At 72.2% G+C, this 22,418-nt stretch carries 25 protein-coding genes; 10 read left to right on the top strand and 15 right to left on the bottom strand.

What is annotated here, in order from left to right; genetic code table 11:
• The first annotated feature begins 80 nt into the window (after positions 1 to 80).
• Positions 81 to 404: a hypothetical protein gene (locus tag HUN58_RS18080; protein ID WP_058740424.1), complete on the top strand. Its 324-nt coding sequence runs from the start codon at positions 81 to 83 to the stop codon at positions 402 to 404.
• A 100-nt stretch (positions 405 to 504) separates the two neighbouring features.
• Positions 505 to 657: a hypothetical protein gene (locus HUN58_RS18085; RefSeq protein WP_174778623.1), complete on the top strand. Its 153-nt coding sequence runs from the start codon at positions 505 to 507 to the stop codon at positions 655 to 657.
• Positions 658 to 749: 92 nt separating this feature from the next.
• Here the strand turns inward: HUN58_RS18085 and HUN58_RS18090 are convergent, their stop codons facing one another.
• The 4 genes from HUN58_RS18090 to HUN58_RS18105 all read right to left on the bottom strand — a co-directional run bounded on the left by HUN58_RS18090 (position 750) and on the right by HUN58_RS18105 (position 5,281).
• A complete protein-coding gene (locus tag HUN58_RS18090) occupies positions 750 to 1,604 on the bottom strand; it encodes a DMT family transporter (protein WP_180225523.1) in 855 nt (284 codons plus the stop codon).
• A complete protein-coding gene (locus tag HUN58_RS18095) occupies positions 1,601 to 2,263 on the bottom strand; it encodes a response regulator transcription factor (protein ID WP_058740426.1) in 663 nt (220 codons plus the stop codon). The genes HUN58_RS18090 and HUN58_RS18095 overlap by 4 nt, the downstream gene beginning before the upstream one ends.
• Before the next feature lie 39 nt (positions 2,264 to 2,302).
• Entirely contained in the window at positions 2,303 to 3,778 is a 1,476-nt protein-coding gene (locus HUN58_RS18100; protein ID WP_141860698.1) for a sensor histidine kinase, read from the bottom strand.
• A gap of 96 nt (positions 3,779 to 3,874) precedes the next feature.
• Positions 3,875 to 5,281, bottom strand: coding sequence for a serine hydrolase (locus HUN58_RS18105; RefSeq protein WP_141860696.1), 1,407 nt, complete (start codon positions 5,279 to 5,281; stop codon positions 3,875 to 3,877).
• Between the two features lie 33 nt (positions 5,282 to 5,314).
• On the opposite strand from HUN58_RS18105, the gene HUN58_RS18110 reads away from it, so the two are divergent.
• Together HUN58_RS18110 and HUN58_RS18115 are read left to right on the top strand one after the other, a co-directional pair.
• The gene (locus tag HUN58_RS18110) at positions 5,315 to 5,968 is read left to right on the top strand and encodes an FMN-binding negative transcriptional regulator (protein WP_180225524.1); all 654 of its coding nucleotides are present in this window, start codon (positions 5,315 to 5,317) and stop codon (positions 5,966 to 5,968) included.
• Entirely contained in the window at positions 5,965 to 7,446 is a 1,482-nt protein-coding gene (locus tag HUN58_RS18115; protein ID WP_180225525.1) for an amidohydrolase, read from the top strand. The genes HUN58_RS18110 and HUN58_RS18115 overlap by 4 nt, the downstream gene beginning before the upstream one ends.
• A gap of 4 nt (positions 7,447 to 7,450) precedes the next feature.
• On the opposite strand, the gene HUN58_RS18120 is transcribed toward HUN58_RS18115, so the two are convergent.
• Genes HUN58_RS18120 through HUN58_RS18130 form a run of 3 tightly spaced genes read right to left on the bottom strand, consistent with a single transcriptional unit; the run spans position 7,451 to position 9,573 of the window.
• The gene (locus HUN58_RS18120; RefSeq protein WP_114849046.1) at positions 7,451 to 8,380 is read right to left on the bottom strand and encodes an Fpg/Nei family DNA glycosylase; all 930 of its coding nucleotides are present in this window, start codon (positions 8,378 to 8,380) and stop codon (positions 7,451 to 7,453) included.
• 18 nt (positions 8,381 to 8,398) lie between these two features.
• Entirely contained in the window at positions 8,399 to 8,887 is a 489-nt protein-coding gene (locus HUN58_RS18125; RefSeq protein WP_058740432.1) for a ribose-5-phosphate isomerase, read from the bottom strand.
• Positions 8,888 to 8,919: 32 nt separating this feature from the next.
• Positions 8,920 to 9,573 carry a helix-turn-helix domain-containing protein gene (locus HUN58_RS18130; protein WP_114849045.1) on the bottom strand — a complete coding sequence of 218 codons (654 nt, stop codon included), beginning with the start codon at positions 9,571 to 9,573 and terminating at the stop codon, positions 8,920 to 8,922.
• Between HUN58_RS18130 and HUN58_RS18135 the strand changes: the two genes are divergently transcribed.
• Positions 9,572 to 10,099 (top strand): GNAT family N-acetyltransferase, encoded by a 528-nt coding sequence (locus tag HUN58_RS18135; RefSeq protein WP_114849044.1) that lies wholly within the window; start codon positions 9,572 to 9,574, stop codon positions 10,097 to 10,099. The genes HUN58_RS18130 and HUN58_RS18135 overlap by 2 nt on opposite strands.
• 79 nt (positions 10,100 to 10,178) lie before the next feature.
• Here the strand turns inward: HUN58_RS18135 and HUN58_RS18140 are convergent, their stop codons facing one another.
• A complete protein-coding gene (locus HUN58_RS18140; protein ID WP_114849043.1) occupies positions 10,179 to 10,808 on the bottom strand; it encodes a DsbA family protein in 630 nt (209 codons plus the stop codon).
• Between the two features lie 136 nt (positions 10,809 to 10,944).
• Between HUN58_RS18140 and pepN the strand changes: the two genes are divergently transcribed.
• The 3 genes from pepN to HUN58_RS18155 all read left to right on the top strand — a co-directional run bounded on the left by pepN (position 10,945) and on the right by HUN58_RS18155 (position 15,155).
• Positions 10,945 to 13,524, top strand: coding sequence for an aminopeptidase N (pepN, locus tag HUN58_RS18145; RefSeq protein WP_114849042.1), 2,580 nt, complete (start codon positions 10,945 to 10,947; stop codon positions 13,522 to 13,524).
• 84 nt (positions 13,525 to 13,608) lie between these two features.
• A complete protein-coding gene (locus tag HUN58_RS18150; RefSeq protein ID WP_114849041.1) occupies positions 13,609 to 14,691 on the top strand; it encodes a mechanosensitive ion channel family protein in 1,083 nt (360 codons plus the stop codon).
• 53 nt (positions 14,692 to 14,744) lie between these two features.
• The gene (locus tag HUN58_RS18155; protein ID WP_204623834.1) at positions 14,745 to 15,155 is read left to right on the top strand and encodes a globin; all 411 of its coding nucleotides are present in this window, start codon (positions 14,745 to 14,747) and stop codon (positions 15,153 to 15,155) included.
• Positions 15,156 to 15,264: 109 nt separating this feature from the next.
• Here the strand turns inward: HUN58_RS18155 and HUN58_RS18160 are convergent, their stop codons facing one another.
• Together HUN58_RS18160 and HUN58_RS18165 are read right to left on the bottom strand one after the other, a co-directional pair.
• Entirely contained in the window at positions 15,265 to 16,107 is an 843-nt protein-coding gene (locus HUN58_RS18160; protein WP_114849040.1) for an NAD(P)H-binding protein, read from the bottom strand.
• A 131-nt stretch (positions 16,108 to 16,238) separates the two neighbouring features.
• Positions 16,239 to 16,940, bottom strand: coding sequence for a hypothetical protein (locus tag HUN58_RS18165; protein ID WP_114849039.1), 702 nt, complete (start codon positions 16,938 to 16,940; stop codon positions 16,239 to 16,241).
• 43 nt (positions 16,941 to 16,983) lie between these two features.
• On the opposite strand from HUN58_RS18165, the gene HUN58_RS18170 reads away from it, so the two are divergent.
• Positions 16,984 to 17,841 carry an acyl-CoA thioesterase II gene (locus tag HUN58_RS18170; protein ID WP_180225526.1) on the top strand — a complete coding sequence of 286 codons (858 nt, stop codon included), beginning with the start codon at positions 16,984 to 16,986 and terminating at the stop codon, positions 17,839 to 17,841.
• A gap of 273 nt (positions 17,842 to 18,114) precedes the next feature.
• Here the strand turns inward: HUN58_RS18170 and HUN58_RS18175 are convergent, their stop codons facing one another.
• The 5 genes from HUN58_RS18175 to msrA form a co-directional block, all read right to left on the bottom strand.
• Entirely contained in the window at positions 18,115 to 18,570 is a 456-nt protein-coding gene (locus HUN58_RS18175; RefSeq protein ID WP_114849037.1) for a thioesterase family protein, read from the bottom strand.
• Positions 18,571 to 18,600: 30 nt separating this feature from the next.
• Positions 18,601 to 20,286, bottom strand: coding sequence for an energy-dependent translational throttle protein EttA (gene ettA, locus HUN58_RS18180; protein WP_180225527.1), 1,686 nt, complete (start codon positions 20,284 to 20,286; stop codon positions 18,601 to 18,603).
• A 63-nt stretch (positions 20,287 to 20,349) separates the two neighbouring features.
• The gene (locus HUN58_RS18185) at positions 20,350 to 21,000 is read right to left on the bottom strand and encodes a single-stranded DNA-binding protein (protein WP_114849036.1); all 651 of its coding nucleotides are present in this window, start codon (positions 20,998 to 21,000) and stop codon (positions 20,350 to 20,352) included.
• Between the two features lie 153 nt (positions 21,001 to 21,153).
• On the bottom strand, positions 21,154 to 21,360 hold the full coding sequence (locus HUN58_RS18190) for a methyltransferase (RefSeq protein ID WP_114849035.1): 207 nt from the start codon (positions 21,358 to 21,360) through the stop codon (positions 21,154 to 21,156).
• 37 nt (positions 21,361 to 21,397) lie between these two features.
• Positions 21,398 to 21,925 carry a peptide-methionine (S)-S-oxide reductase MsrA gene (gene msrA, locus HUN58_RS18195; protein ID WP_114849034.1) on the bottom strand — a complete coding sequence of 176 codons (528 nt, stop codon included), beginning with the start codon at positions 21,923 to 21,925 and terminating at the stop codon, positions 21,398 to 21,400.
• Between the two features lie 170 nt (positions 21,926 to 22,095).
• Here msrA and HUN58_RS18200 point away from each other — a divergent pair, with 170 nt between their 5' ends.
• Positions 22,096 to 22,362 carry a hypothetical protein gene (locus tag HUN58_RS18200; protein WP_058742563.1) on the top strand — a complete coding sequence of 89 codons (267 nt, stop codon included), beginning with the start codon at positions 22,096 to 22,098 and terminating at the stop codon, positions 22,360 to 22,362.
• Positions 22,363 to 22,418 lie beyond the last annotated feature (56 nt).

The raw sequence follows: 22,418 nt of genomic DNA on the forward strand, positions 1-22,418 counted from the left end.
CACGCCCGCGCCTGGGTCGAGGTGCGCAGCGACCGCGCGGCGGACTTGACGCACGTTCGAACACACGTTCGAATACCGTCGTGGGACGGCGTCGCGAGAACCGGTGGCAGCCCCCGGAACACCCGGAGGTCGAGCGTCCGCGCGCCTACTCGCTGTCCGAGGAAGCGCGCGGGCCCGACGTCTGCCACGCGGTGACGCCCGTCCCGGTCTGGGCGTGGATCCAGTTCCCGACCTTCCACATCCGGGTCAAGGGCTTCGCGTCGAGCTGGACGCGGGACGCCGTGCACGTCGAGTGGGCGCAGTTCGGGCAGCAGGCCGACGCCTGGGTCTGGCGCTCAGCGGTCAAGCACCGCGCGCTGCGGACGGACCGCGCCGAACGGCATCCAGGGAACGCACCGCATTGACATCCGGACCCGATCCGAGGATCGTTCCGGGAACCCCGCCTCGCCGAACTACTCACCGATCAAGTGGTTCGACGGACGAACGACAGGAAGGAGGCCCACCGTGAACCAACGCGACGTGCCGTCCTGGGTCGCCCACGTACTCACCCCGCCGGAGGTCATCGCCGCCTACGTCGAACGCCGGATCAACGACCCGGCGCTCCTGGCGGTCGAGCAGTCGGAACCCACCTACGCGGACTTCCTCAGCGCCGAGTAGCTGACGACCGACCCGGAGGCGGGTCGTGGCGCGTCCAGTGGTCGGGAACGGCCTGGAGGCGCGTCACGGCTCCGCCGGTCGGCTCGCCGCCGTCAGGGAACGGCTCGGCGGCGACGTCCCGACAGGGTCACCCCGATGCTCGCCGCGGTCACGCAGGCCAGCGCCACGACCTCCTGCACCGAGAGCGCCTCGCGCAGGACCAGGAGTCCCGCGAGTGCGGCGATCGCGGGACCGAGGCTCTGCAGCACGCCGAACACGCGGGTCACCATCCGGCGGAGCGCCGCCATCTCGAGCGCGTAGGGCAGCACGCTCGACAGCAGGCCGACGCCCGCGAAGACGAGCAGCAGCGTCGGGTCGTCGACCACACCGGCCGCGGCGGAGTACACCCCGAACGGCAGGGAGACGAGCATCGCGACGACCATCGACACCGCGAGGCCGTCGATGCCCGGGATCGCCGCCCCGACGCGCTGGTTCATCACGATGTAGCCGGCCCAGCACGCCGCCGCCGCGACGGCCGCGGCGACGCCGCCGACCGCGGTCACGGCCGTCGGTCCGACGCCGAGGAGCACGACGCCGGCGAGCGCGAGCACGGCCCACGACACGTCCCGCCAGCGACGGGTGTGCGCGAGCGACAGGACGAGCGGCCCGAGGAACTCGATCGTCACCGCGACACCGATCGGGATGGTCGCGAAGGCCACGTAGATGAAGACGTTCATGCCGCCGAGCGCCAGGCCGAGCAGGACCGCGGCCGTCCACTGCGCGCGGGTCCAGTGCCGCACGCGCGGGCGGACGACGAGCGCGAGCACGAGGGCGCCGATCACCAGGCGCAGGGTCGCGGCGCCGACCGAGCCGACCTCGTCGAAGCGCGTCTTGGCGATCGCGGCCCCGAGCTGCACGGACACCATCGCCGCGAGCGCCAGGAGCGGCGCGGGGACCCGCGTCGTCATCCGAGGTATGCGAGGACGGCGAGGACGCGGCGGTGGTCCTCGCCGGTGTCCTCGAGCGCGAGCTTGCCGAAGATGCTCGTCACGTGCTTCTCGACCGCGCCGGTGCCGATGACGAGCGCTCGGGCGATGGCGGCGTTCGTGCGTCCCTCGGCCATCAGCCCGAGGACGTCGCGCTCCCGCGGGGTCAGCGCCTCGAGCGGGTTGCGTCGACGGCTCATGAGCTGCGTCACGACCTCGGGGTCGAGCACGGTGCCGCCGGCGGCGATGCGGCGCACGGCGTCGTCGATCTCCTCGAGCCGGGTGACGCGGTCCTTGAGCAGGTACCCGATGCCGGTGGCGCCGGCGGCGAGGACGTCCTCGGCGTACGTGGCCTCGACGTACTGCGACAGCAGCAGGACCCCGGTCTGCGGGGCGACCCGTCGGGTGACGACGGCGGCGCGGACGCCCTCGTCGGTGAAGGTCGGGGGCATCCGGACGTCCATCACGACGACGTCGGGGGCGGCATCCGGCAGCGTGGCGAGGAAGGAGTCGGCGTCGGCGTACTGCCCGACGACCTCGATGCCCGCCTCGTCGAGGACGCGGGCCAGTCCCTCGCGCAGGAGCACGGCGTCGTCGACGACGACGGCCCGGATGCGTGCTGCACCCGGGCCGTCGCTCATGCCGACCAGCCTAGTGGGAGCGTCCCCGCTCCCCGCCGGTCACCGGCGGACGGTCGGGACGCCGTTCAGCGCGCCGAGCGGGATCCGTGCGGTGGCCTCGGTCGGACCGCCGTCGGGGCTGTTCACGATGAGCTCGCCGTCCAGGGCGCGCATGCGGCCGACCAGCCCCTCGAGCCCGTGGCCCTCCTGCGGGCGGGCTCCCCCGCGGCCGTCGTCGGTGACGCTGACCGTGAGGTACCAGAGGCCGGACGCGTCGACGATCAGCCCGAGGTACACGCCGGCGGTCGAGGCGCCCGCGTGCTTCGTCGTGTTCGTCAGGAGCTCGCTCACCGTGAAGTACACGTTGCGCTGGATCTCCGTCGCGAGCTCGAGTCCCTCGGGCAGGCGGACGTCGAGCCCGACCGGGATCGGCGTGCGGGCGACCAGGGCCTCGAGCGCGGCGACGAGCCCGCGGTCGAGCAGGATCGGCGGCGCGAAGCCACGGGACAGGGCGCGCAGCTCGTCGAGGGCGTCCTTCGCGTGCTCGCCGGCCTCGCCGATCAGCCGCTTGGCCTGCTCCGGGTCGCGGTCCATCGCACGCTCGGCGGCCGCGAGGTCCATGCGGAGCCGGACGAGGCGCTGCTGCGGGCCGTCGTGCAGGTCGCGCTCGATCTGCCGGAGCGCCTGCCCCTCGGCCGTGACCGCTCCGGCGCGGGAGGCCTGCAGCCCGGCGACGCGCTGCTCGAGCTGCTCGGCGCGGAACCCGCCGAGCAGGCCGAGGTCGATCCAGTAGTGCGCGAGGACCGAGCCGCGCGCCCAGAGCGGGAACAGCACCACGGACGCCGCCATCGACACGAGTCCGAGCAGGCCGAGGAGGAGCACCGGAGCGCCGCCGAGCCCGCTGTAGTAGTCAGCGGCGACCCGGTTGAGGAGCGCGATGCCACCGACCGCGATCGGCCACGTGAACCCGACGACCAGGAGCGCGCCGGCGCCGACCGTGCAGAGCGCCGCGAGCGGGTACACGACGACCGCGTGCAGCAGGTACAGCCAGTAGTGCGGGTTGGCGACCGCGGAACCCGTGCGGGTCCACCAGTTCTGCTGCCAGCGCGGGGTCCAGTCGACCGGGCGGATCGGCCGCGGGTCGGCCCAGCCGATGCGGAGCTTCTCGAACTGGCCGACCCAGCGGGCGACGAACAGCGCGACGAAGAACATCAGGAGCACGAACGGGTTGAACAGGTCCCGGAATCCGCCGCCCAGGATCGCCGCCGGGAAGGCCGCGTAGAGCGTGCAGAGCAGCACCGCCGTGAGCGCCATGTAGCCGAAGTCCCGCGGCAGGCGTCGCCACGCGTCCCGGTAGAACGCGCCGGCGGACATCCCCGAGCCGCCACCGCCGCCCGGCTGCCCCACCGCCGGCGTCGCCGACCACCCGGCGGGTGCTGACTGTGGCTGTCCGGGCATGGGCTTGGTCGCTCCCTGCGGTGCGGTGTCGTCGAGCGGGACGGTGTCGGCCTGGTCGAGGCGGGCGGTGTCGGTCATGACTCGAGCCTCGCGGACCGAGGGCTCCCGTCCCATCCTGCCGTCTCCCGGACCCGTGGTGGGGTTGTCCCCCCCTCCCCGGTCCGGCCGCGGGTCTCAGACGAGCGCGGCGGCGACCTCGGGGGTCTCCTCGGGGACGGACCACGGGCGGTGGGTCATTCCGCTGTCGCCGCGCACCGACACGACCGCACCCGACTCGTCGCGCGTGAACGTCACGAGCTCATCGATCGACCCGAAGCGGTTGCCGGCGGCCATGCGCAGCGTGTCGGCGTCGACGACGTCGAGGCGGACCGGGGACTCGGTCGGCACGGGCTGCGTCGGGTCGATGGCCAGCAGCCGGTCGCCGACGCGGGCGAAGTCGGTGATGCCCTCGAACGTCGTGAAGCGTCCGACGTAGCGGGAGGTGTCGACGTCGTCGGGCAGTGCCGGCCCCGCGGCGTGCTCGTCCGCGGCGGCGTCGAGCAGGTGCACGATCCCGTTCGCGAGCATCCCGGCGGGACCGGTCGCACTGCTCGTCAGCACGGAGACGACGAGGGACGACGCCGGGTCGAACACCGACTGGGTGATCTGGCCGGGGAAGCCGCCGGAGTGACCGCGGACCTCGCGCCCGTTGATCCGGTCGACGATGAAGCCGGCACCGTAGCCGCGGGCGGCCGGATCGGTGTCGAGCGCGCTCCACGCCTTCCGCTGCGCGAGCCGCTTCGCGTGGTCGGAGAGCAGGTCGCCCCGGCCGGGGACGTGGGCGGAGAAGTACCGGACCAGGTCGGACGCGGTGCCGTGGAACCCGGTGGCCGCGGCGAGCGCCCCGGTCGTCACGTGCGGGACGCGCGTGCGGGTGCGGGCGGTGTGCAGGCCGGTGTAGCCGACGACGAACGCGTCCTCGTGGGCGGGGTCGAACTCCGGACCGGTGTGGGCGAGGCCGAGCGGCTCGGTGATCGCCGCGCGGACGTGCTCGGCGTACGAGGTCCCGGTGACGGCCTCGACCACGAGCCCGAGCAGGCCGTAGCCGAGGTTCGAGTAGTTGAACGCCGAGCCGACCGGCACCTTCGCGCCGCCCTCGACGACGAGCGCGACGAGCTGCTCGGCGTCCGGGAACGGGTGCGCGAGTGCCCAGTGGTCGCCGTCGGCGCCGTCCCGGACGACACCGCCGCCCATCTCCATGAGCTCGCGCACCGTCGCGCCGGCGATCGGTGAGCCCGCGTCGACCAGGGCCGGTACGAACGAGCCGACGGTGTCGTCGAGCCGGAGCGCGCCCGCGTCGGCGAGCTGCAGCAGGGCGGTGGCGGTGAACGTCTTCGAGTGCGACGCGATGCGGAACCGGTCCGTCGTGGTCAGGCGACGACCGGCCTCGACGTCGGCGTACCCCCACGCCCCGGCGAACAGCTCCTCGCCCTCGAACCCGACGGCGACCTGCACCCCGGGGAGCCGGAGCTGCCACACCTTGTACCCGATCCACTCGCGGACGTAGGGCAGGACGGACTCGTACGCGGCGCGCTTCTCCATGCCGACCAGCCTGGCATGTGCCACGCTCGTCGGATGCGGCACACACCCCGGTTCCTGATGACCGACGTCGACGAGGTCAAGCGCGTAGTCGCCGAGCACCCGTGGGCGACGATCGTGTCGCACACCGCGGCGGGCACGGTCGCCTCGCACTACCCCGTGCTGCTCGAGACGCCGGGGCCCGACGACGACCCGGACGCGATCGTGCTCGTGACGCACGTCGGCCGTCCGGACGAGGTCGCGCACGAGCTCGGCCAGCACGAGGTCCTCGTCGTGTTCCAGGGCCCGCACGGCTACGTCTCCCCCGGTTGGTACCCGCCGGAGCAGTTCGTCCCGACCTGGAACCACGTGACCGCGCACCTGTGGGGCACGCCGGAGATCCTGTCCGACGACGAGAACTTCCGCGTGCTCGGCGAGCTCGTCGACCACTTCGAACGGGTGATGCCCGAGCCGGTCTCGCTCGACGTCGACCCGGACACCGCCCGGCGGGTCGCGCAGGGCACGGTCGGGGTCCGGATCCGGGTCACCCGCTTCGATGCCCGCGCCAAGCTCTCGCAGAACAAGGCGCCGGACGTGGTCGCCCGGATCGTCGAGGAACTCCGCGGGGACGGCCCGTACGCGTCGCCGGCGCTCGCCGACGAGATGGACCGGGTGCACGCGGAGCGCGCGGACGGACTGGAGGCACAGTGACCGACCTCCTGCTCCGCACCGTCCGACGGGTGGGCACCTCGGGCACCCCCGCCGACGTCCGGATCGTCGACGGGCGGGTCACCGCGGTCGCGCCGGCCGGCACGCTCGACGCGGCCGGCCCCGACACCGACGTCGTCCAGACCGGCGGCGCCTGGCTCGGTCCGGGCCTCGTCGACCACCACGTGCACTTCGACCAGTGGGCCCTCGTCCGGCGACGCGTCGACGTGTCCGGCTGCGCCTCCGCGGAGGCGACCGCCGACCTGCTCGCCGAGGTCCTGCGCACCGGTCCCGTCGACGGGGTGCTCGTCGGGCACGGCTACCGGGACGGCCTCTGGCCCCGCCCTGCGCGACGCGAGCTGCTCGACCGGGCCGCACCGCGCCTCCCGGCCGTCGTCATCAGCGGCGACCTGCACGCCGTCTGGTGCAACGCGCTCGCCCTCGAGCGGCTCTCCGCCGAGGTGGGCCGCCCGCTCGTGGCGGGCGACGACGGGGTGCTGCGCGAGCAGGACGCGTTCGACGTGACGGCCGCGCTCTCCCGCGTCCCCGACGCGGTCCTCGACGGCTACGTCACGGACGCCGTCGAGGCGGCCGCGGCCCGCGGCGTGACGCGCATCGTCGACCTGGAGATGCGGTTCGGACTCGACCGCTGGACCCGGCGGGTGCACGCCGGGACGGACGGCCTGCGCGTCGCGTCCGGGGTGTACCCGGACGAGCTCGACGACGTGGTCGCGAGGGGCCTGCGGACCGGCGACGTCGTCCCCGGCACCCGCGGCCTGCTCACCATGGGGCCGTTCAAGGTCATCACCGACGGGTCGCTCGGCACGCGCACGGCCGCGACCGCCGACGGCGAGGGGGTGCTGGCCTACGGGTTCGACGACCTCGTGGCCATGGTCCGCTGCGCGGTCGACGCCGGGCTCGTCCCCGCCGTGCACGCGATCGGCGACCGGGCGAACACCCTCGCGCTCGACGTGTTCGAGGCGGTCGGCACGCGCGGGTCGATCGAGCACGCGCAGCTCCTCGACGGAACCGACCTCGAGCGGTTCGCGCGGCTCGGCGTGGTCGCGTCCGTGCAGCCCGAGCACGCGATGGACGACCGGGACATCGCGGACCGGCACTGGGCGGGCGTCACCGACCGGGCGTTCCCGTTCGCGGCGCTCGAGCGGGCCGGGGCGACGCTGCGGCTCGGCTCGGACGCCCCCGTCGCGCCGCTCGACCCGTGGGTCGGGATGGCGGCGGCCGTCGGGCGCGACCGCGGTGGTCGGGAGCCGTGGCACCCGGAGCAGCGGATGTCGGCGCTCGCCGCGTGGCGGGGGTCGACGGACGGCCGGGTCTCGGTCGCGGTCGGCGACGTCGCGGACCTGGTGCTGCTGCCCGCCGACCCGCTCGCGGTGGCGACGACCGAAACGTCGGACCTGCTCCGGTCGATGCCGGTGCTGGCGACCGCGATCGCGGGGCGGTTCACGCACCGCTCGGCGTGACGCGCTACTTCTGGTCCTTCGGGCACCAGTAGAGCTTGCGGCCGGCCATGTCCGCCATCCGGATCTCGGTCCCGCACACCCGACAGGGCTCGCCCTCGCGGTGGTACACCCAGTGGCGGTCCTTCCGCGACCGGACGGCCTTCTTGTGATCGGCCTCGGACAGGTCGTCCATCGTGAGCATGAGGCCGTCCCGGACGCCCGCGTGCAGGAGCTTCGACCAGTCCTGCCACAGCGCCTTCGCCTGCTTGACGGTGATCTTCTTCCCCGGCTTGTACGGGTCGATGCGCTGCCGGAACAGCAGCTCGGCGCGGTAGATGTTGCCGATGCCCGCGACGACCGACTGGTCCATCAGGAGCTGCCCGATCGCGACGTTCCGCTTCCGGACGTTCTCGACGAAGGTCCGCTCGGCCTCCGGGCCGTCGTCGTTGATCGGGTCGGGACCGAGCTTGTCGAGCGCCTTCTGCACGCCGGCGGGGTCCTCGACGACGCAGGCGGTCGGGCCACGGAGGTCGGCGACGGTGTCCTCGGTGAGGATCCGCACCCGCACCTGGCCCACCGGGTCCGGCGGGAACGACTCGATCGGGTCCTCGGCCTTCTCCTGCTCGGCCATCCGGTACCGGGCGAGCCGCGGGGCGCCGATCGACGCGAGCGACTCCTCGCCGTCGCCGTCCTCGGACAGCGCCTCGGCGGAGGAGATCAGGCCCGCGAAGTCCCACGCGCCGTACAGGCCCAGGTGCACGCGGAGGAACAGGTCGTCCTCGAACTCCAGGAACATCTGCTTCGCGACGGCCCGCGCAGCCACCATCTTCTTGCCGTCGAGCTGGGCGGCCCCGGCGGCGAAGCGGCCCTGCGGACTCGACACCTCGCAGCGCTTTCCGACGAAGTGCCGGGAGAACTGGTTCGCGATGCGGTGGACGGAGTGACCCTCTGGCATCGGTCCTGTCTACCCGGGCTACTCGTCGATCTGCCGACCGGCGATGTGCCCCGTCGTCTCGTACTCCGCCAGCTGGGCGATGCGGCGGGCGTGGCGCTCCTCGCCGGAGAAGGGCTCCGCGACGAACAGGTCGACGAAGCGCATGGCCTCGTCCTCGGTGTGCTGGCGGGCGCCGATCGAGATGACGTTGGCGTCGTTGTGCTGGCGGGCGAGCAGCGCGGTGGACTCGTTCCACACGAGCGCGGCCCGGACGCCCTCGACCTTGTTCGCGGCGATCTGCTCGCCGTTCCCCGAGCCGCCGAACACGACACCGAGGGCCTGGACGCCCGCACGCTGGTCCCGCACGACGGCGTGCGCGGCGTTGATGCAGAACGAGGGGTAGTCGTCGAGCGCGTCGTACTCGGTCGGTCCGTGGTCGACGACCTCGTGCCCGGCCTCCGTCAGGTGCTGGGCGAGGGTCTTGGTGAACTCGAGGCCGGCGTGGTCCGTTCCGAGGTGGATGCGCATGTGACCGATCCTATTCCCGCGGGACGACCGCCCTACGCCGCCCGGACCACCACGACGACGTACCGGACGGTGTCCTCGCCGGGGTTCCGGTAGACCACGTCCGCCGGCTCGCCGAGCTCGATCCGGTCCCCTGCGCCGAGGCGGGTGACCTCGCCGCCCGCGACGACCTCGAGCACGCCGTCGACGACCCAGATGCAGTGCCGGAGGAAGGCGTAGGCGCTCGCCGGGTACGCCACCTGCTGTGCGGGCGGCAGGCGGACCTCGGTGACGTCGGCGGGGAACGCGGCGCTCGACACCGGGCGCCGGCGGTACCCCGTCTCCGGGTCGGTCCACGAGTCGGCGGTCGCACCGCGCTGCACGCCCCGCGCGGCGTCGGGGTCGGCCGTGCGCGGGACGTCGTGCTCGAGGGACTCGTCGAGGAGCTGGGAGACCGTGAGCCCGAACGCGCCGGACAGCCGTCCGAGGATCGTCGCGGTCGGGCTCGAGACCCCGCGTTCGACGCGGTTGATCATGGCGCGGGAGACGCCGGACTCCTCGGCGAGCTCGGTGAGGCTCCACTTCCGCTCGGTCCGCAGGCGCTGCAGCCGGTCACCGAGTCGACGCTGCGCGGCGTCGTCCGGGTGCTCGGCGCCCGTCGTGTCGCCGGGTTCCTCGAGCGCCGCGGCGTCGTCTACGATCTGAGACATGACGACAGCATATGCGACGGGCTCCACCGCTCCGGTCACGGTGCGGGACTGCGAGCCGCGGGACCTCGACGTCGTCCACGCACTGCACGTCGACGCCGTCCTGCACTCGACCGCGATCTGGCAGGACGAGCCGCACCCGCGTCCGTGGTTCGACGGCTGGCTCGCCGACCGCCGTGGCGCAGGGCTGCCGGTGCTCGTCGCCGAGGTCGACGGCGTCGTGGCCGGCTACGCGACCTACAGCGCGTTCCGGCCGCACCAGGGGTACCGGCACACCGCCGAGCACAGCGTCTACGTGGTGCCGGCGTTCCGCGGGCGGGGCGTCGCGACGGTCCTGATGGACGCGCTCGTCGACCACGCCCGCGCCGCGGGGGTGCACGTGCTGATGGCGGGCATCTGCTCGTCGAACGTCGGGTCGATCGCCCTGCACGAGCGGCTCGGGTTCACCACCGTGGGCGTCCTGCCCGAGGTCGGGCGGAAGTTCGACCGGTGGCTCGACCTGACCCTGATGCGGTTGCCGCTCGACTGAGCGGCGCACCGGAGGACGGGAGGCGCGTGGCGGGCCCGCACCGCGCCTCCCGTCCGGTCCGCGGTCGCGGGCTCGGTTGCTACTCGACGGTGTCGAAGATCGGGCCGACGGTGCGCGAGCGCTTGAGCTCGAAGAAGCCGGGGTACTTCGCGACGGCGACGACGCCGTCCCACAGGTCCAGGGCTTCCTGCCCCGTCGGCGCCGGGGAGATCACCGGACCGAAGAACGCGGTGCCCTCGACGGCGATCACCGGGGTGCCGACGTCCTGGCCGACCCGGTCGATGCCCTCCTGGTGGCTCGCACGGACGGCCTGGTCGACCTCGTCGGTCCAGGCGTACTCGAGCAGGTCCGCCTCGAGGTCGAGCTCGCGGAGCACCGCGGGGACGACCTGCTCGGGGACCGACTCCTGGCGGTGGTGGACGTGCTCGCCGAGCGCGTCGTACAGCGGCTTGACGATCTCCTGCCCGTGCCGGAGCTTCGCGGCGGTGACGATGCGCGGGTAGAGCTGCCCCTCGTGGATCCGCTCCCGGTAGTCGTCGGGGATGTCCTGGTCCTCGTTGAGGACGAACAGGCTCATCACCTTCCATGTCACGTCGAGGTCGCGGTGCCGGGCGACCTCGCCGACCCAGCGGCTCGTCATCCAGGCCCACGGGCAGTTCGGGTCGAACCAGAACTCCACAGCGGTGGGGGTCGTCTCGGTCTTGTCCACAGTCGTCTCGGTCACGATGCGAGCGTACGCGCGCTCGCTAGGCTGATCCCATCGTCCCGACGGCGCACGACGCCGTGCCGGGACCCCCTCACCGCGGACATCGATCGTCCGCGCCGTCAGCGAAGTTGGAGCGTCCGTGCCCGGAGAGAACCTCACCAGAACCGAAGCCCAGGAACGTGCCGCGATCGTCGACGTGCAGACGTACGACGTCGAGCTCGACCTGACCCGCGGCGCCGAGACGTTCGGCAGCACGACGCGGGTCCGGTTCACCGCGACGCCCGGCGCCGCCACGTTCATCGACGCCATCACGAAGACCGTGCACTCGGTCGAGCTGAACGGCACCGCGCTCGACGTCGCCGCCGTGAACGACGGCGTGCGGATCCAGCTCGACGGGCTGCAGGAGCAGAACGAGCTGGTCGTCGTCGCCGACGCGCTCTACACGAACACCGGCGAGGGGCTCCACCGCTTCGTCGACCCGGTGGACGACGAGGTGTACCTGTACTCCCAGTTCGAGGTGCCGGACTCCCGTCGCATGTTCGCGGTGTTCGAGCAGCCCGACCTCAAGGCCGAGTTCTCCTTCACCGTGACCGCCCCGGCGCGCTGGCAGGTCGTCTCGAACGCCCCGACCCCGGAGCCGCACGTCGACGGCGAGGTCGCAACGTGGGCGTTCCCCCCGACGGCCCGCATCTCGAGCTACATCACCGCGCTCGTCGCCGGCCCGTACGAGGTCGTGCGCGACGAGCTGACCAGCCGTGACGGCCGGACCATCCCGCTCGGTGTCTTCGCGCGTCGCTCGCTGGCCGAGTACCTCGACCCCGAGTACGTGTTCGAGACCACGAAGAAGGGCTTCGCGTACTTCGAGGAGAAGTTCGACGTCGCCTACCCCTTCGAGAAGTACGACCAGCTCTTCGTGCCCGAGTTCAACGCCGGCGCGATGGAGAACGCCGGTGCTGTCACCTTCACCGAGACCTACGTGTTCCGCTCGAAGGTCACCGACGCCATCAAGGAGCGCCGGGTCGTCACGATCCTGCACGAGCTCGCGCACATGTGGTTCGGCGACCTCGTCACGATGAAGTGGTGGAACGACCTCTGGCTGAACGAGTCGTTCGCGGAGTGGGCGTCCACCATCGCCACGGCCGAGGCCACCGAGTGGACCGAGGCGTGGACGACCTTCCAGGCGATGGAGAAGTCCTGGGCGTACCGCCAGGACCAGCTCCCCTCGACGCACCCGATCGTCGCGACGATCAACGACCTCGAGGACGTCCAGGTCAACTTCGACGGCATCACGTACGCCAAGGGCGGCTCGGTCCTCAAGCAGCTCGTGGCGTGGGTCGGCATCGACGCGTTCTTCGCGGGCGTCTCGGCGTACTTCAAGAAGCACCACCACGGCAACACCGAGCTGCGCGACCTGCTCGTCGAGCTCGAGGCGACCAGCGGCCGCGACCTGTCCGAGTGGTCGAAGCTGTGGCTCGAGACCGCCGGCGTGAACACGCTCCGTCCGGAGATCCAGGTCGACGAGTCCGGCGTGATCACGTCCTTCGCCGTCCTGCAGGAGGCACCGGCCGACCACCCGACGCTCCGCCCGCACCGCCTGGCGATCGGCGTCTACGGGTTCGTCGCCGACGAGACCGCCCCGTTCGGCGCGGACACCGCGTCCTCGGGCGGCAAGCTCGAGCGCACCCACCGCGTCGAGATCGACGTGGACGGCGCCCGGACCGAGGTCCCCGAGCTCGTCGGCGTGCACCGCGGCGACCTCGTGCTGCTCAACGACGACGACCTGGCGTACGCCAAGATCCGCCTCGACGAGCAGTCCCGCCGCACCGCGATCGAGCACCTCGCCGCGATCGCGAACCCCCTCGCCCGGTCGATCGTCTGGGGCGCGATGTGGGACGCGACGCGCGACGCCGAGTCCCCCGCGAGCGACTACGTCCGGCTCGTGCTCGGCAACATCGCGACCGAGACCGAGTCGACGACCATCCGCACCACGCTGTCGCAGCTCCTGCTCTCGGCCCGCAACTACGTCGCGCCGGCCAAGGTCGAGGCCACCGTCCGCACCGTCGGCGACACGCTCTGGCAGCTCGCCAGCGCCGCGGCCGCCGGGTCGGATGCGCAGTTCCAGTTCGTGAAGTTCTTCGCGCAGATCGCCTCGACGCCGGAGCACGTGGTGACGCTGCAGGGCCTTCGTGACGGTTCGGTCACGCTCCCGGGGCTCGAGATCGACACCGACCTGCGCTGGGAGCTCCTCGAGGGGCTGGTGCTCGCGGGCGCCGCCGGCGACGCCGAGGTGGACGCCGAGCTCGCCGCGGACAAGACCGCGTCGGGCGAGCAGGCCGCGGCCCGCGCCCGTGCGACCATCCCGACGGCCGAGGGCAAGCTCGCGGCGTTCTCGTCGCTGGTCGACTCGGACGAGCTGCCGAACGCCATCGTGCGGCAGACGACGGTCGGGTTCCAGCACACGAACAGCCCGGTCGTGCTCGAGGGACTGGTGTCGGGGTACTTCGACGTCCTCACCCGCATCTGGGCCGAGCGCAGCTACCACATGGCCGACACGATCGTGACGGGGCTCTACCCGGCACCGCTCGCGTCCGTCGAGCTCCGTGACGCCGCGCACGCCTGGCTCGCGGCGCACCCGGAGACCCCGGCCCTCCGCCGCATCGTGTCGGAGAACGTCGCCGGTACCGAGCGCGCGCTGCGCGTCCAGGCGGCCGACGCCTGACCTGCGTCGGACGACCACGCACGGGCGGGGCCTCGGTGATCCTCAGGGGTCGCCGAGGCCCCGCCCTCTAGCATCGATCGGATCATGAACCTGGCTGCGACCTCGACCGACGACGTCCCCAAGTGGATGTCGAACACCTTCACCCAGTTCGTCGACACCTGGCACGTGCCGATCGTCATCGTCATCACGCTCCTCGCGGCGGTCATCGTCCGGCTCGTCCTCCGCCACACGATCAAGGGCGTGGTCGAGCGGGTCGTCACCGGGGCCAAGCGCCGCCAGAACGTGGAGGACACCCAGGCGCTCGTCGCCTCCCCCGTCCAGACCGCCCGCGTCGTGCAGCGGACCCGCACGCTGGGCAGCGTGCTCGAGAACCTGGCGACGGTCGTCGTCGTGCTCATCGCCCTCGCGGTGATCATCCCGCTCGTGCTGCCGAACGCCGCGGTCGGCATCGTCGGCGGCGCCTCGCTCATCGCCGCGGGCCTGGCGGTCGGTGCCCAGAGCATCGTCAAGGACCTGCTGTCCGGGGTCTTCATGATCCTCGAGGACCAGGCGGGCGTCGGCGACGTCGTCGACACCGGGCCCGCGACCGGCGTCGTCGAGAACGTCGGGCTCCGCGTCATGCAGATCCGCGACGTCAACGGCATCCTGTGGTTCGTCCCGAACGGGCAGATCCTGCGGGTCGGGAACCTCTCGCAGGGCTGGTCGCGCGTGCTCGTCGACATCACCGTGCCGTACGACACGGACATCGACGCCGTCCAGGACGCGCTGCTCCGTGCCGCCGTCACGATGTCGCAGGAGCCCCGGTGGCGCCAGCGGATCGTCGAGAAGCCGGAGATCTGGGGCATGCAGTCGATCAGCGACGCGGGCATGGTGTTCCGCCTCGTCGTGAAGACCCGCGCGTCCGAGCTCGACGTCGTCGGTCGCGAGCTCCGGGTCCGCCTGAAGCGCGCCGTCGACGAGCTCGGGGTGACCCTGCCGGCGATGGCGATGATCATGCCGGAGGGCTGGGAGAACGCCACCTCGATCAACGGTCTGCGCTCGGTCCGGACCCAGCCGACGCCGGCACCGACGAAGTCCCGAGGGGGCAAGCGTGGCAACCTGTTCGGACGGGCGATCCGCACGGACGACCAGGACCGCGACCAGGATCCCGGGAAGGACCACCAGTGAACGATCCGATCCCCGGCCCCGGCTCGGGCCCCGGTGGCGTCCCGGCGCAACCGATCACGCTGCGCGTCGGCGAGCACGGGGCGTCGGCGACCGGTTCGCTCTACGAGCGGATCGGCGGCGCGCCGACGTTCGACCGGCTGGTCCGGCGGTTCTACGAGGGCGTCCAGCAGGACGACGTGATCTGGCCGATGTACCCAGCGGACGACCTCGAGGGTGCGATCTGGCGCCTGTCGGCCTTCCTGCAGCAGTACTGGGGCGGCCCCGGCACCTACAGCGAGGAGCGCGGGCACCCGCGGCTGCGGATGCGGCACAACCCGTTCCGCATCACGCCCGAGGCCCGCGAGCGCTGGCTGCACCACATGCACGACGCGGTGGAGTCGCTCGACCTCGCGCCCCTCGACGAAGCCGAGCTCTGGGCCTACCTCGACCGTGCCGCCCACGCGATGACGAACACGTTCGACTGACCGCGGACCGGCTCGCGTCGGCGACGCGACCAGCAGACGGACGGGAGGATCGTGGCGGGCCCGCCACGATCCTCCCGTCCGTCTGCTCCCCCGCTCGGAGCGGTGCGGACTACCGGACGTAGGACCCGTCGGCCAGGTCCTCGACCAGGGTCGGCCGCGTGGGGTGCCAGCCGAGGTCGGCGCGCGCGTGCGCGCCCGAGGCCTCCTGGTGCAGCAGCAGGGCGTCCGCGAAGTCGGCCCCCAGGCGCTCGCGCGACGCGTCGACGCTCTCCGCGACGACCGGTGAGCCGTGCGCGCCCGCCTCGGCCACCTCGCGCAGCGTCGGGTTGTCGCCGGACGCAGCCACCACGTAGCCGTCCTGCTCGGCGGCGTGCACCGCGAGCACGTACAGCTCGCCGAGGTCGTCGATGTGCACCGTCGTCCAGCGCTGGGAGCCGTCGCCGACCAGGCGGACCTCGTGCTCGCCGTCGCCGACGAACATCGCCGGGATGCCGGCGCCGCGGCCGTAGACGATGCCGGGCGCGACGATCGTCGTCCGCGCGGCGCTCGCCCGCACGCGTGCCTCGATCGGGGCGCGCCACGCGGTGAGGGCCGGCGGGTCCACCGGCGACTGCTCCGAGATGTCCGTCGAGTTCCCGAACGTGAAGATCCCGCCCGTGTGCACGAACGGCTTCGGGGTCCCCGCGAGGGCCTCGGCCACGGTCTCCGTGAAGTCCGGGTCGACGTCCGCGGCCGAGGCCGTGTGCACGACCGCGTCGGACTCGTGGGCGAGCCGGCGGACGACGTCGGTGTCCGTGACGTCGCCGACGATCGCGTGGCCGCCCGCGTCCCGGACGGCCTGCGCCTTCTGGTCGGAGCGGACGAGGGCCGTGACCTCGTGCCCGTGGGCGACGAGGGCGCGGAGGACGGAGGAGCCGATGTAGCCGGACGCACCGGTGAGGAAGACCTGCATGCCGTCACCCAACCACGCGTGTCATGGTGCGGGGTGGACGTGGCGGTCTGGTCCGCTCAGGCAGGCGGTCGCGGCGGCGTCGTCGGCCGGTCGGTCGTCGTCGATCAACGCTGGGCGGCTTCGGTTCGGGGTCAGATGCTGAGGGACCAGGCGCGGCGCTTCACGAGGACGTGCCCGCGCGACGTCGTGAGCCGGCTCCACGGTCCGGTCTCGAACAGCCGGACGGGGTCGTGCCCGAGGAACCCGAGGCTCTCCCCCGCGAAACCCGCGCCGGCCGGCAGGTGCTCGATCCCGGGCACCGGACGGCCCCACACCTCGGACCGGATGCGGCGCACGATCGCCTCGCCCGCACTCGCCGGGACGGCGTCCGCGACCTCGGCGATGCCGTCGCGAGCGGCACGGCGGAGGAGTTCCGGCGAGACGTCCGGCAGGGGCACCCACCCACCGCGAGGGGGGCTGATCGCCGCCCAGGTGACGGTGTGCACCTCGTGCGGGAGCTCGACCTCGATCGGGGTCGCCCGGGTCGGGTCGGCTCCGTCGGCGCGTTCGGCGTCGTGGTGCTCGGCGAGCAAGCGGAGACGTTCCTGCAGGGACGCGAGCGGCACCACGGCGTCGATCGTCGCGGGCTCGGTGAGCGAGAACGTGCGGAGGCCGAGCACCGTCGGCAGCTCGTCGAGCAGGCCGAGCGGGTAGAGGATCGCCGTGTACACCGCGAGGACGCCCGAGTCGGCGACGAGCCGGACGGACCCGTCCTCGATGCGGGCAGCGCGTCCGAGGTAGGTGCGGAGGTCGCCGAGCGAGGCGGCGTCGGGAAGCGTGAACGAGGTGCCCATGTCGGGTCCGATCCTACCGGGGGCCGGTTCGTAGACTGCGGGTGTGAACGGCGAACCCGACTTCCTCAGCACCCTGCGCCTCCAGGACACCGGCGCGAGCACGGGCGAGACGATCCTGACCGGGGCGAGCCACTGGTCCCCCGGCGGGCGGGTCTTCGGCGGGCAGGTCCTGGCGCAGTGCATCGTCGCCGCGCAGGCCACGATCGAGGGCCGTGACATCCACTCGATGCACGGCTACTTCCTGCGCCCTGGCGACATCGCCGTCCCGATCACCTTCGGGGTGGAGCGCATCCACGACGGCCGGTCCTTCGCGACCCGACGCGTGCAGGCGTACCAGCGGGGCGTGCCGATCTTCTCGATGATCGCCTCGTTCCAACGCCCCGACGAGGGCGTCGAACACCAGGACCCGTTCCCCGTCGACGTCCCCGAGCCGGAGTCGCTGCCGTCCGCGGCGTCGATCCTGTCCGCGATCGACCACCCCGTCGCACAGGCCTGGGCCGAGCGCTCCATCGACCTGCGGCACGTCGAGGGCCCGGTCTTCGTCGACGTGCAGGGCGAGCAGGTGCCGCACCAGGCGGTGTGGTTCCGCGTGGAAGGAGCGCTGCCGGCCGATCCTGCCCTGCACCGTGCGGTCTTGGGGTACGCGAGCGACATGTCGATCCTGGAGCCGATCATGCGGCGGCACGGGGTGGCCTGGGGAACGCCGGGGGTGAAGAGCGCGAGCCTGGACCACGCGATGTGGTGGCACCGGGACGGTCGCGCCGATGACTGGGTGCTGTACGTGCAGGAGTCCCCGAGTGCGCAGGGTGGGCGGGGGCTCGCATTCGGCCGGATGTTCGCGCGGGACGGGCGGCTGCTGGCGTCGGTGGCGCAGGAGGGGATGATGCGCGTCCCGCGGTGAGGGCTGCACTTCGAGCTGCGTGCCGTGCCGTTCCGCGGTGCAGTGTGCGCTCGCACAACCGGAAGCGCACCGCGCCGCGGATCGTCATGGTGCGCTGTGCTCCCGGTTGTGCGGAGGCGCAGGTCCGCATCTGGGCCGGGCTCGGCCCAGCCGGGGTCGGCCGGGTCAGGGCCGGGCTCGGCCCAGCCGGGGTCGGCCGGGTCAGGGCCCGGCTCGGCCCAGCCGGGGTCGGCCGGGTCAGGGCCGGGCTCGGCCCAGCCGGGGTCGGCCGGGTCAGGGCCGGGAGAACTCGACCGGCGGCTCGGCGAACTGCTCACACGCGGCACGCTCGACGGCGGTCAGGCGTCGCGGCCGGTTCGTCGCGGCGTCGACCATCACCAGCGCCGTGGTGGCACGGGTGTACAGGACGGCGGGCTCGACGCCGACGGGCGACCAGACCTCGTACGACACGTCGATGCTCGCGCCGCCGATCCGCCCGATCCACATCTGCACGTCCAGCGGTCGGCGCAGGTACGGGATCGACGCGAGGTACTCGAGGCGCTGCGCCGCGATCACCGTCATCGTGCCCGATCCCGGGCGTCCGTCGATGATCGGGTCGGGCAGGTCACCATCGCCGTTCGCGTCCGCGGGGTCGTGCCCCCAGAACCCCACGATGCGCGCCTCTTCCAGGAGGCGCAGCATCGCGGAGTTGTTGACGTGACCGTACGCGTCGATGTCGCTCCACCGCATGCGGATCGGAGCGTGCAGTCTCGCCACGGGTCAGTCGCGCGTGAGCTTGCGGTAGGTCGCGCGGCCCGGCTTCGCGGCGTCGGCACCGAGGCGCTCGACCTTGTTCCCCTCGTAGGCCTCGAAGTTGCCCTCGAACCAGTACCAGTTCGGCGTGCCGTCCTCGTTCAGGCCCTCCCACGCGAGGATGTGGGTCGCGATCCGGTCGAGGAACCAGCGGTCGTGGGTGATCACGACGGCGCAGCCCGGGTACTCGAGCAGGGCGTTCTCGAGGCTGCCGAGGGTCTCGACGTCGAGGTCGTTGGTCGGCTCGTCGAGGAGCAGGAGGTTGCCGCCCTGCTTGAGCGTGAGCGCGAGGTTCAGACGGTTGCGCTCACCACCCGACAGCACGCCGGCCTTCTTCTGCTGGTCCGGCCCCTTGAAGCCGAACTGCGACACGTAGGCGCGGGACGGGATCTCGGTCTTGCCCACCTGGATGTAGTCGAGTCCGTCGGACACGACCTCCCACAGGTTCTTGTTCGGGTCGATGCCACCGCGGCTCTGGTCGACGTACGAGATGTCGACCGTCTCTCCGATCTTCAGCGTGCCGGCGTCGAGCGGCTCGAGACCGACGATCGTCTTGAACAGCGTGGTCTTGCCGACGCCGTTCGGGCCGATCACGCCGACGATGCCGTTGCGGGGCAGCGTGAACGACAGGTCGTCGATGATGACGCGCTCACCGAACTGCTTGTGCAGCTTCTCGGCGTCGATGACCTGCGAACCCAGACGCGGGCCAACGGGGATGACGATCTCCTCGAAGTCGAGCTTCCGCGTGCGCTCGGCCTCGGACACCATCTCCTCGTAGCGGGCGAGGCGGGCCTTGGACTTCGCCTGGCGGCCCTTCTGGTTGCTCCGGACCCAGTCGAGCTCCGAGGACAGACGCTTCGCGAGCTTGGCGTCCTTCTTGCCCTGGACCTCGAGACGAGCGCGCTTCTTCTCGAGGTAGGTCGAGTAGTTGCCCTCGTACGGGTACAGGCGTCCGCGGTCGACCTCGGCGATCCACTGCGCGACGTGGTCGAGGAAGTACCGGTCGTGGGTCACGGCCAGGACGGCACCGTGGTACTGCTGCAGGTGCTGCTCGAGCCAGAGCACGGACTCGGCGTCGAGGTGGTTGGTGGGCTCGTCGAGGAGGAGCAGGTCGGGCTTCTGCAGCAGGAGCTTGCAGAGCGCGACGCGGCGCTTCTCACCGCCGGACAGGTGCGTGACCAGCTCGTCCCCCGGGGGGCACTGGAGCGCGGCCATGGCCTGCTCGAGCTGGGAGTCGAGGTCCCACGCGTCGGCGGCGTCGATCTCCTCCTGCAGGGTGCCCATCTCGGCGAGGAGCGCGTCGAAGTCGGCGTCCGGCTCCGCCATCAGCGCGGAGATCTCGTTGAAGCGCGTGATCTTGCCGTGGATCTCGCCCACGCCCTCTTGCACGTTCTCGAGGACGGTCTTCGACTCGTCGAGCTCGGGCTCCTGCATGAGGATGCCGACGGTGAAGCCCGGGGTCAGCTTCGCCTCGCCGTTGGACGGCTGGTCGAGACCCGCCATGATCTTGAGGATCGTCGACTTGCCCGCACCGTTCGGCCCCACGACGCCGATCTTGGCGCCGGGGAGGAACGACATCGTGACGTCGTCGAGGATCAGCTTGTCGCCGACCGACTTGCGGGCGCGGACCATCTGGTAGATGTACTCAGCCATATCGCGCCCAGTCTACTGACACCCCGCCGCGTCGGCGCCCCCGGATGTCGGCGCTCCCGCAGGTCACGCCGCTGCCCGCCCCGCTGCGTCGACGTCGTCGGGGTCCGCGCTGTCGGCCGTGTCGGCTCCGGTGCCCAGGTCAGCGGGCAGCACCGCCGGCGGTGCGAACTGCCCCTCGAGCGCGACCTCCGTGTGCCGTGCTGCCTCGGCGGGCTCCGGCAGGTCGTCCCGCTGGACGGGCCCGCCGTCGGCGAGCGCCCCGTCGGTCCCGGCACCGTCGTCGGCGCCGTGGACCTCTCCGGTCTGCGGGTCGATCGTCGGCGACGTCCCCGGAGCCGCACTGTGCTCGTTCGCGTGCCGCGGCACGCGGATCCAGTTGCTGATGCCCCACGCGAGGTCGTGGCCGAGTCCCTCGGCGTCGATCTCGACCGAGGTGCCACCCCGGCCGTCGCGTTCCCACGTCCGGATGCGGACGCGGCCCGTCACGACGACGCGGTCGCCCTTCTTCAGGGACTTGTGGACGTTCGCCGCGAGGGAGCGGAACGCGGTGACCGTGTACCAGTTCGTGGCGCCGTTGGTCCACGTGGAGGTCGAGCGGTCCCACCGGCGGGACGGGGACGCGAGCCGCATGCTCGTGATGGCGATGCCGGTGTCGGTGACGAGGTGGCGGGGCTCGGTGGCGATGATCCCGCAGACGGTGATGGTGTCGTTCATGCCTCGATCGTGCGCGAGCCCCGGGGCGCGGAAGCGCCCCGGGGCTCGCCCTGTGGACCGATCATCTGCAGAGGTGGGTTGTGGAGGACGAGTTTCCCCGTGCCTCCAGGCCGGCCCGTCGCGACCATGCGCCGGACCGATGCCCCGACTGGATCAGTGCGCTCGGAACTCCGGCCGGTCCGCGAGCGGACCGAGGGCCGCGTGCACCGCACCCTTCGCGGACGCCAGCGACGGGTACGTGCCCCCGCCGGATCCCGATCGTCCGTAGAGCTCGACGTGGAACCCGTCCGAGGCGCGGTGGATGCTGCCCACCGCGCCGGCCGGTCCGACCGCCACCCAGGTCCCGGTGTTGTCCATCATCGTTCGACCACCTCCTCGTGGCCCCGACGCCCGTGTCTCAGGACGCCAGGATGTACTGACTGTAGGCCTTGCGGACCTTGTTCACCTTGGGCAGTGCGACCGCCATGCAGTAGCCCTGCCCGGGGTTCTTCGCGAAGAAGTCCTGGTGGTACTCCTCCGCACGGTAGAAGGTACCCAGCGGCTCGAGCGTCGTGACGATGCCACCGTCCCAGATGTCCGATGCACGCTGGATCGCCTGCTCGAACAGCGCGCGCTGCTCGTCGTCCGCCGGGAACATGGCCGAGCGGTACTGGGTGCCGACGTCGGCGCCCTGCCGGTTCAGCTGGCGCGGGTCGTGGAGCGTGAAGAAGACGTCGAGGATGACGTCGGCGGGGATGACCGACTCGTCGAACGTCACCGCGACCGCCTCGGCGTGGCCGGTCGCACCGGTGCAGACGGCCTCGTACGACGGGTTCTCCGTCGCGCCGCCGACGTAGCCCGAGACCACGTCCTGCACGCCCTGGAGCGTGCGGTACACGGCGTCGAGACACCAGAAACATCCACCTGCGAGCACGAACGTCGTCATGGGGGGAACCTACCTTCCTGGGCTCAGAGGGAGCCGCGATCCGGGTTGCCTCCTCCACAACCCGCACCGGGCCCGAAGTGTTCCCCAGGGAACTCGGGCGCGGCGCGGCTGTCGGTGGCGGTCCGTAGCGTTCCCCGCACACACCGCGACCGACCACCAGGAGGCACCACGTGCAGCGCACCACCGAACCCGCGTTCCGCATCCGCACCGCGCCCGTCGCGCGCAGCCGCGGCGACCTCCGGGTGCTCGACGTCCGCGACGACCTGAGCCGCGTCACCCGCGCCAACGGCGAGGTCGTCGGCTACGTCGACCGGGTGGACGTCGCCGGCGGGACGGCGTACCGCGCACGCCGCTACGTCGCGACCGAACGACGCTTCGTCGAGCTGCCGAACGTGTGGTCCGCCGACGACGCCGTGGACTGCCTTCGGTGGGGTTGAGCGGAAGCGACGGAACGCCGCGCCACCTCCCCGTGACCGGGCTGTTCCGTGCGTAG

The organism is Curtobacterium sp. Csp1 (assembly GCF_013347185.1).

What these genes read in the sequence shown, in the direction of transcription:
- HUN58_RS18090 (WP_180225523.1), bottom strand. Translation starts at nt 1,604, where the DNA reads ATGACGACGCGGGTCCCCGCGCCGCTCCTGGCGCTCGCGGCGATGGTG.
- HUN58_RS18095 (WP_058740426.1), bottom strand. Translation starts at nt 2,263, where the DNA reads ATGAGCGACGGCCCGGGTGCAGCACGCATCCGGGCCGTCGTCGTCGAC.
- HUN58_RS18100 (WP_141860698.1), bottom strand. Translation starts at nt 3,778, where the DNA reads ATGACCGACACCGCCCGCCTCGACCAGGCCGACACCGTCCCGCTCGAC.
- HUN58_RS18105 (WP_141860696.1), bottom strand. Translation starts at nt 5,281, where the DNA reads ATGGAGAAGCGCGCCGCGTACGAGTCCGTCCTGCCCTACGTCCGCGAG.
- HUN58_RS18110 (WP_180225524.1), top strand. Translation starts at nt 5,315, where the DNA reads ATGCGGCACACACCCCGGTTCCTGATGACCGACGTCGACGAGGTCAAG.
- HUN58_RS18120 (WP_114849046.1), bottom strand. Translation starts at nt 8,380, where the DNA reads ATGCCAGAGGGTCACTCCGTCCACCGCATCGCGAACCAGTTCTCCCGG.
- HUN58_RS18125 (WP_058740432.1), bottom strand. Translation starts at nt 8,887, where the DNA reads ATGCGCATCCACCTCGGAACGGACCACGCCGGCCTCGAGTTCACCAAG.
- HUN58_RS18135 (WP_114849044.1), top strand. Translation starts at nt 9,572, where the DNA reads ATGACGACAGCATATGCGACGGGCTCCACCGCTCCGGTCACGGTGCGG.
- HUN58_RS18130 (WP_114849045.1), bottom strand. Translation starts at nt 9,573, where the DNA reads ATGTCTCAGATCGTAGACGACGCCGCGGCGCTCGAGGAACCCGGCGAC.
- HUN58_RS18150 (WP_114849041.1), top strand. Translation starts at nt 13,609, where the DNA reads ATGAACCTGGCTGCGACCTCGACCGACGACGTCCCCAAGTGGATGTCG.
- HUN58_RS18160 (WP_114849040.1), bottom strand. Translation starts at nt 16,107, where the DNA reads ATGCAGGTCTTCCTCACCGGTGCGTCCGGCTACATCGGCTCCTCCGTC.
- HUN58_RS18165 (WP_114849039.1), bottom strand. Translation starts at nt 16,940, where the DNA reads ATGGGCACCTCGTTCACGCTTCCCGACGCCGCCTCGCTCGGCGACCTC.
- HUN58_RS18175 (WP_114849037.1), bottom strand. Translation starts at nt 18,570, where the DNA reads ATGCGGTGGAGCGACATCGACGCGTACGGTCACGTCAACAACTCCGCG.
- ettA (WP_180225527.1), bottom strand. Translation starts at nt 20,286, where the DNA reads ATGGCTGAGTACATCTACCAGATGGTCCGCGCCCGCAAGTCGGTCGGC.
- HUN58_RS18185 (WP_114849036.1), bottom strand. Translation starts at nt 21,000, where the DNA reads ATGAACGACACCATCACCGTCTGCGGGATCATCGCCACCGAGCCCCGC.
- HUN58_RS18190 (WP_114849035.1), bottom strand. Translation starts at nt 21,360, where the DNA reads ATGATGGACAACACCGGGACCTGGGTGGCGGTCGGACCGGCCGGCGCG.
- msrA (WP_114849034.1), bottom strand. Translation starts at nt 21,925, where the DNA reads ATGACGACGTTCGTGCTCGCAGGTGGATGTTTCTGGTGTCTCGACGCC.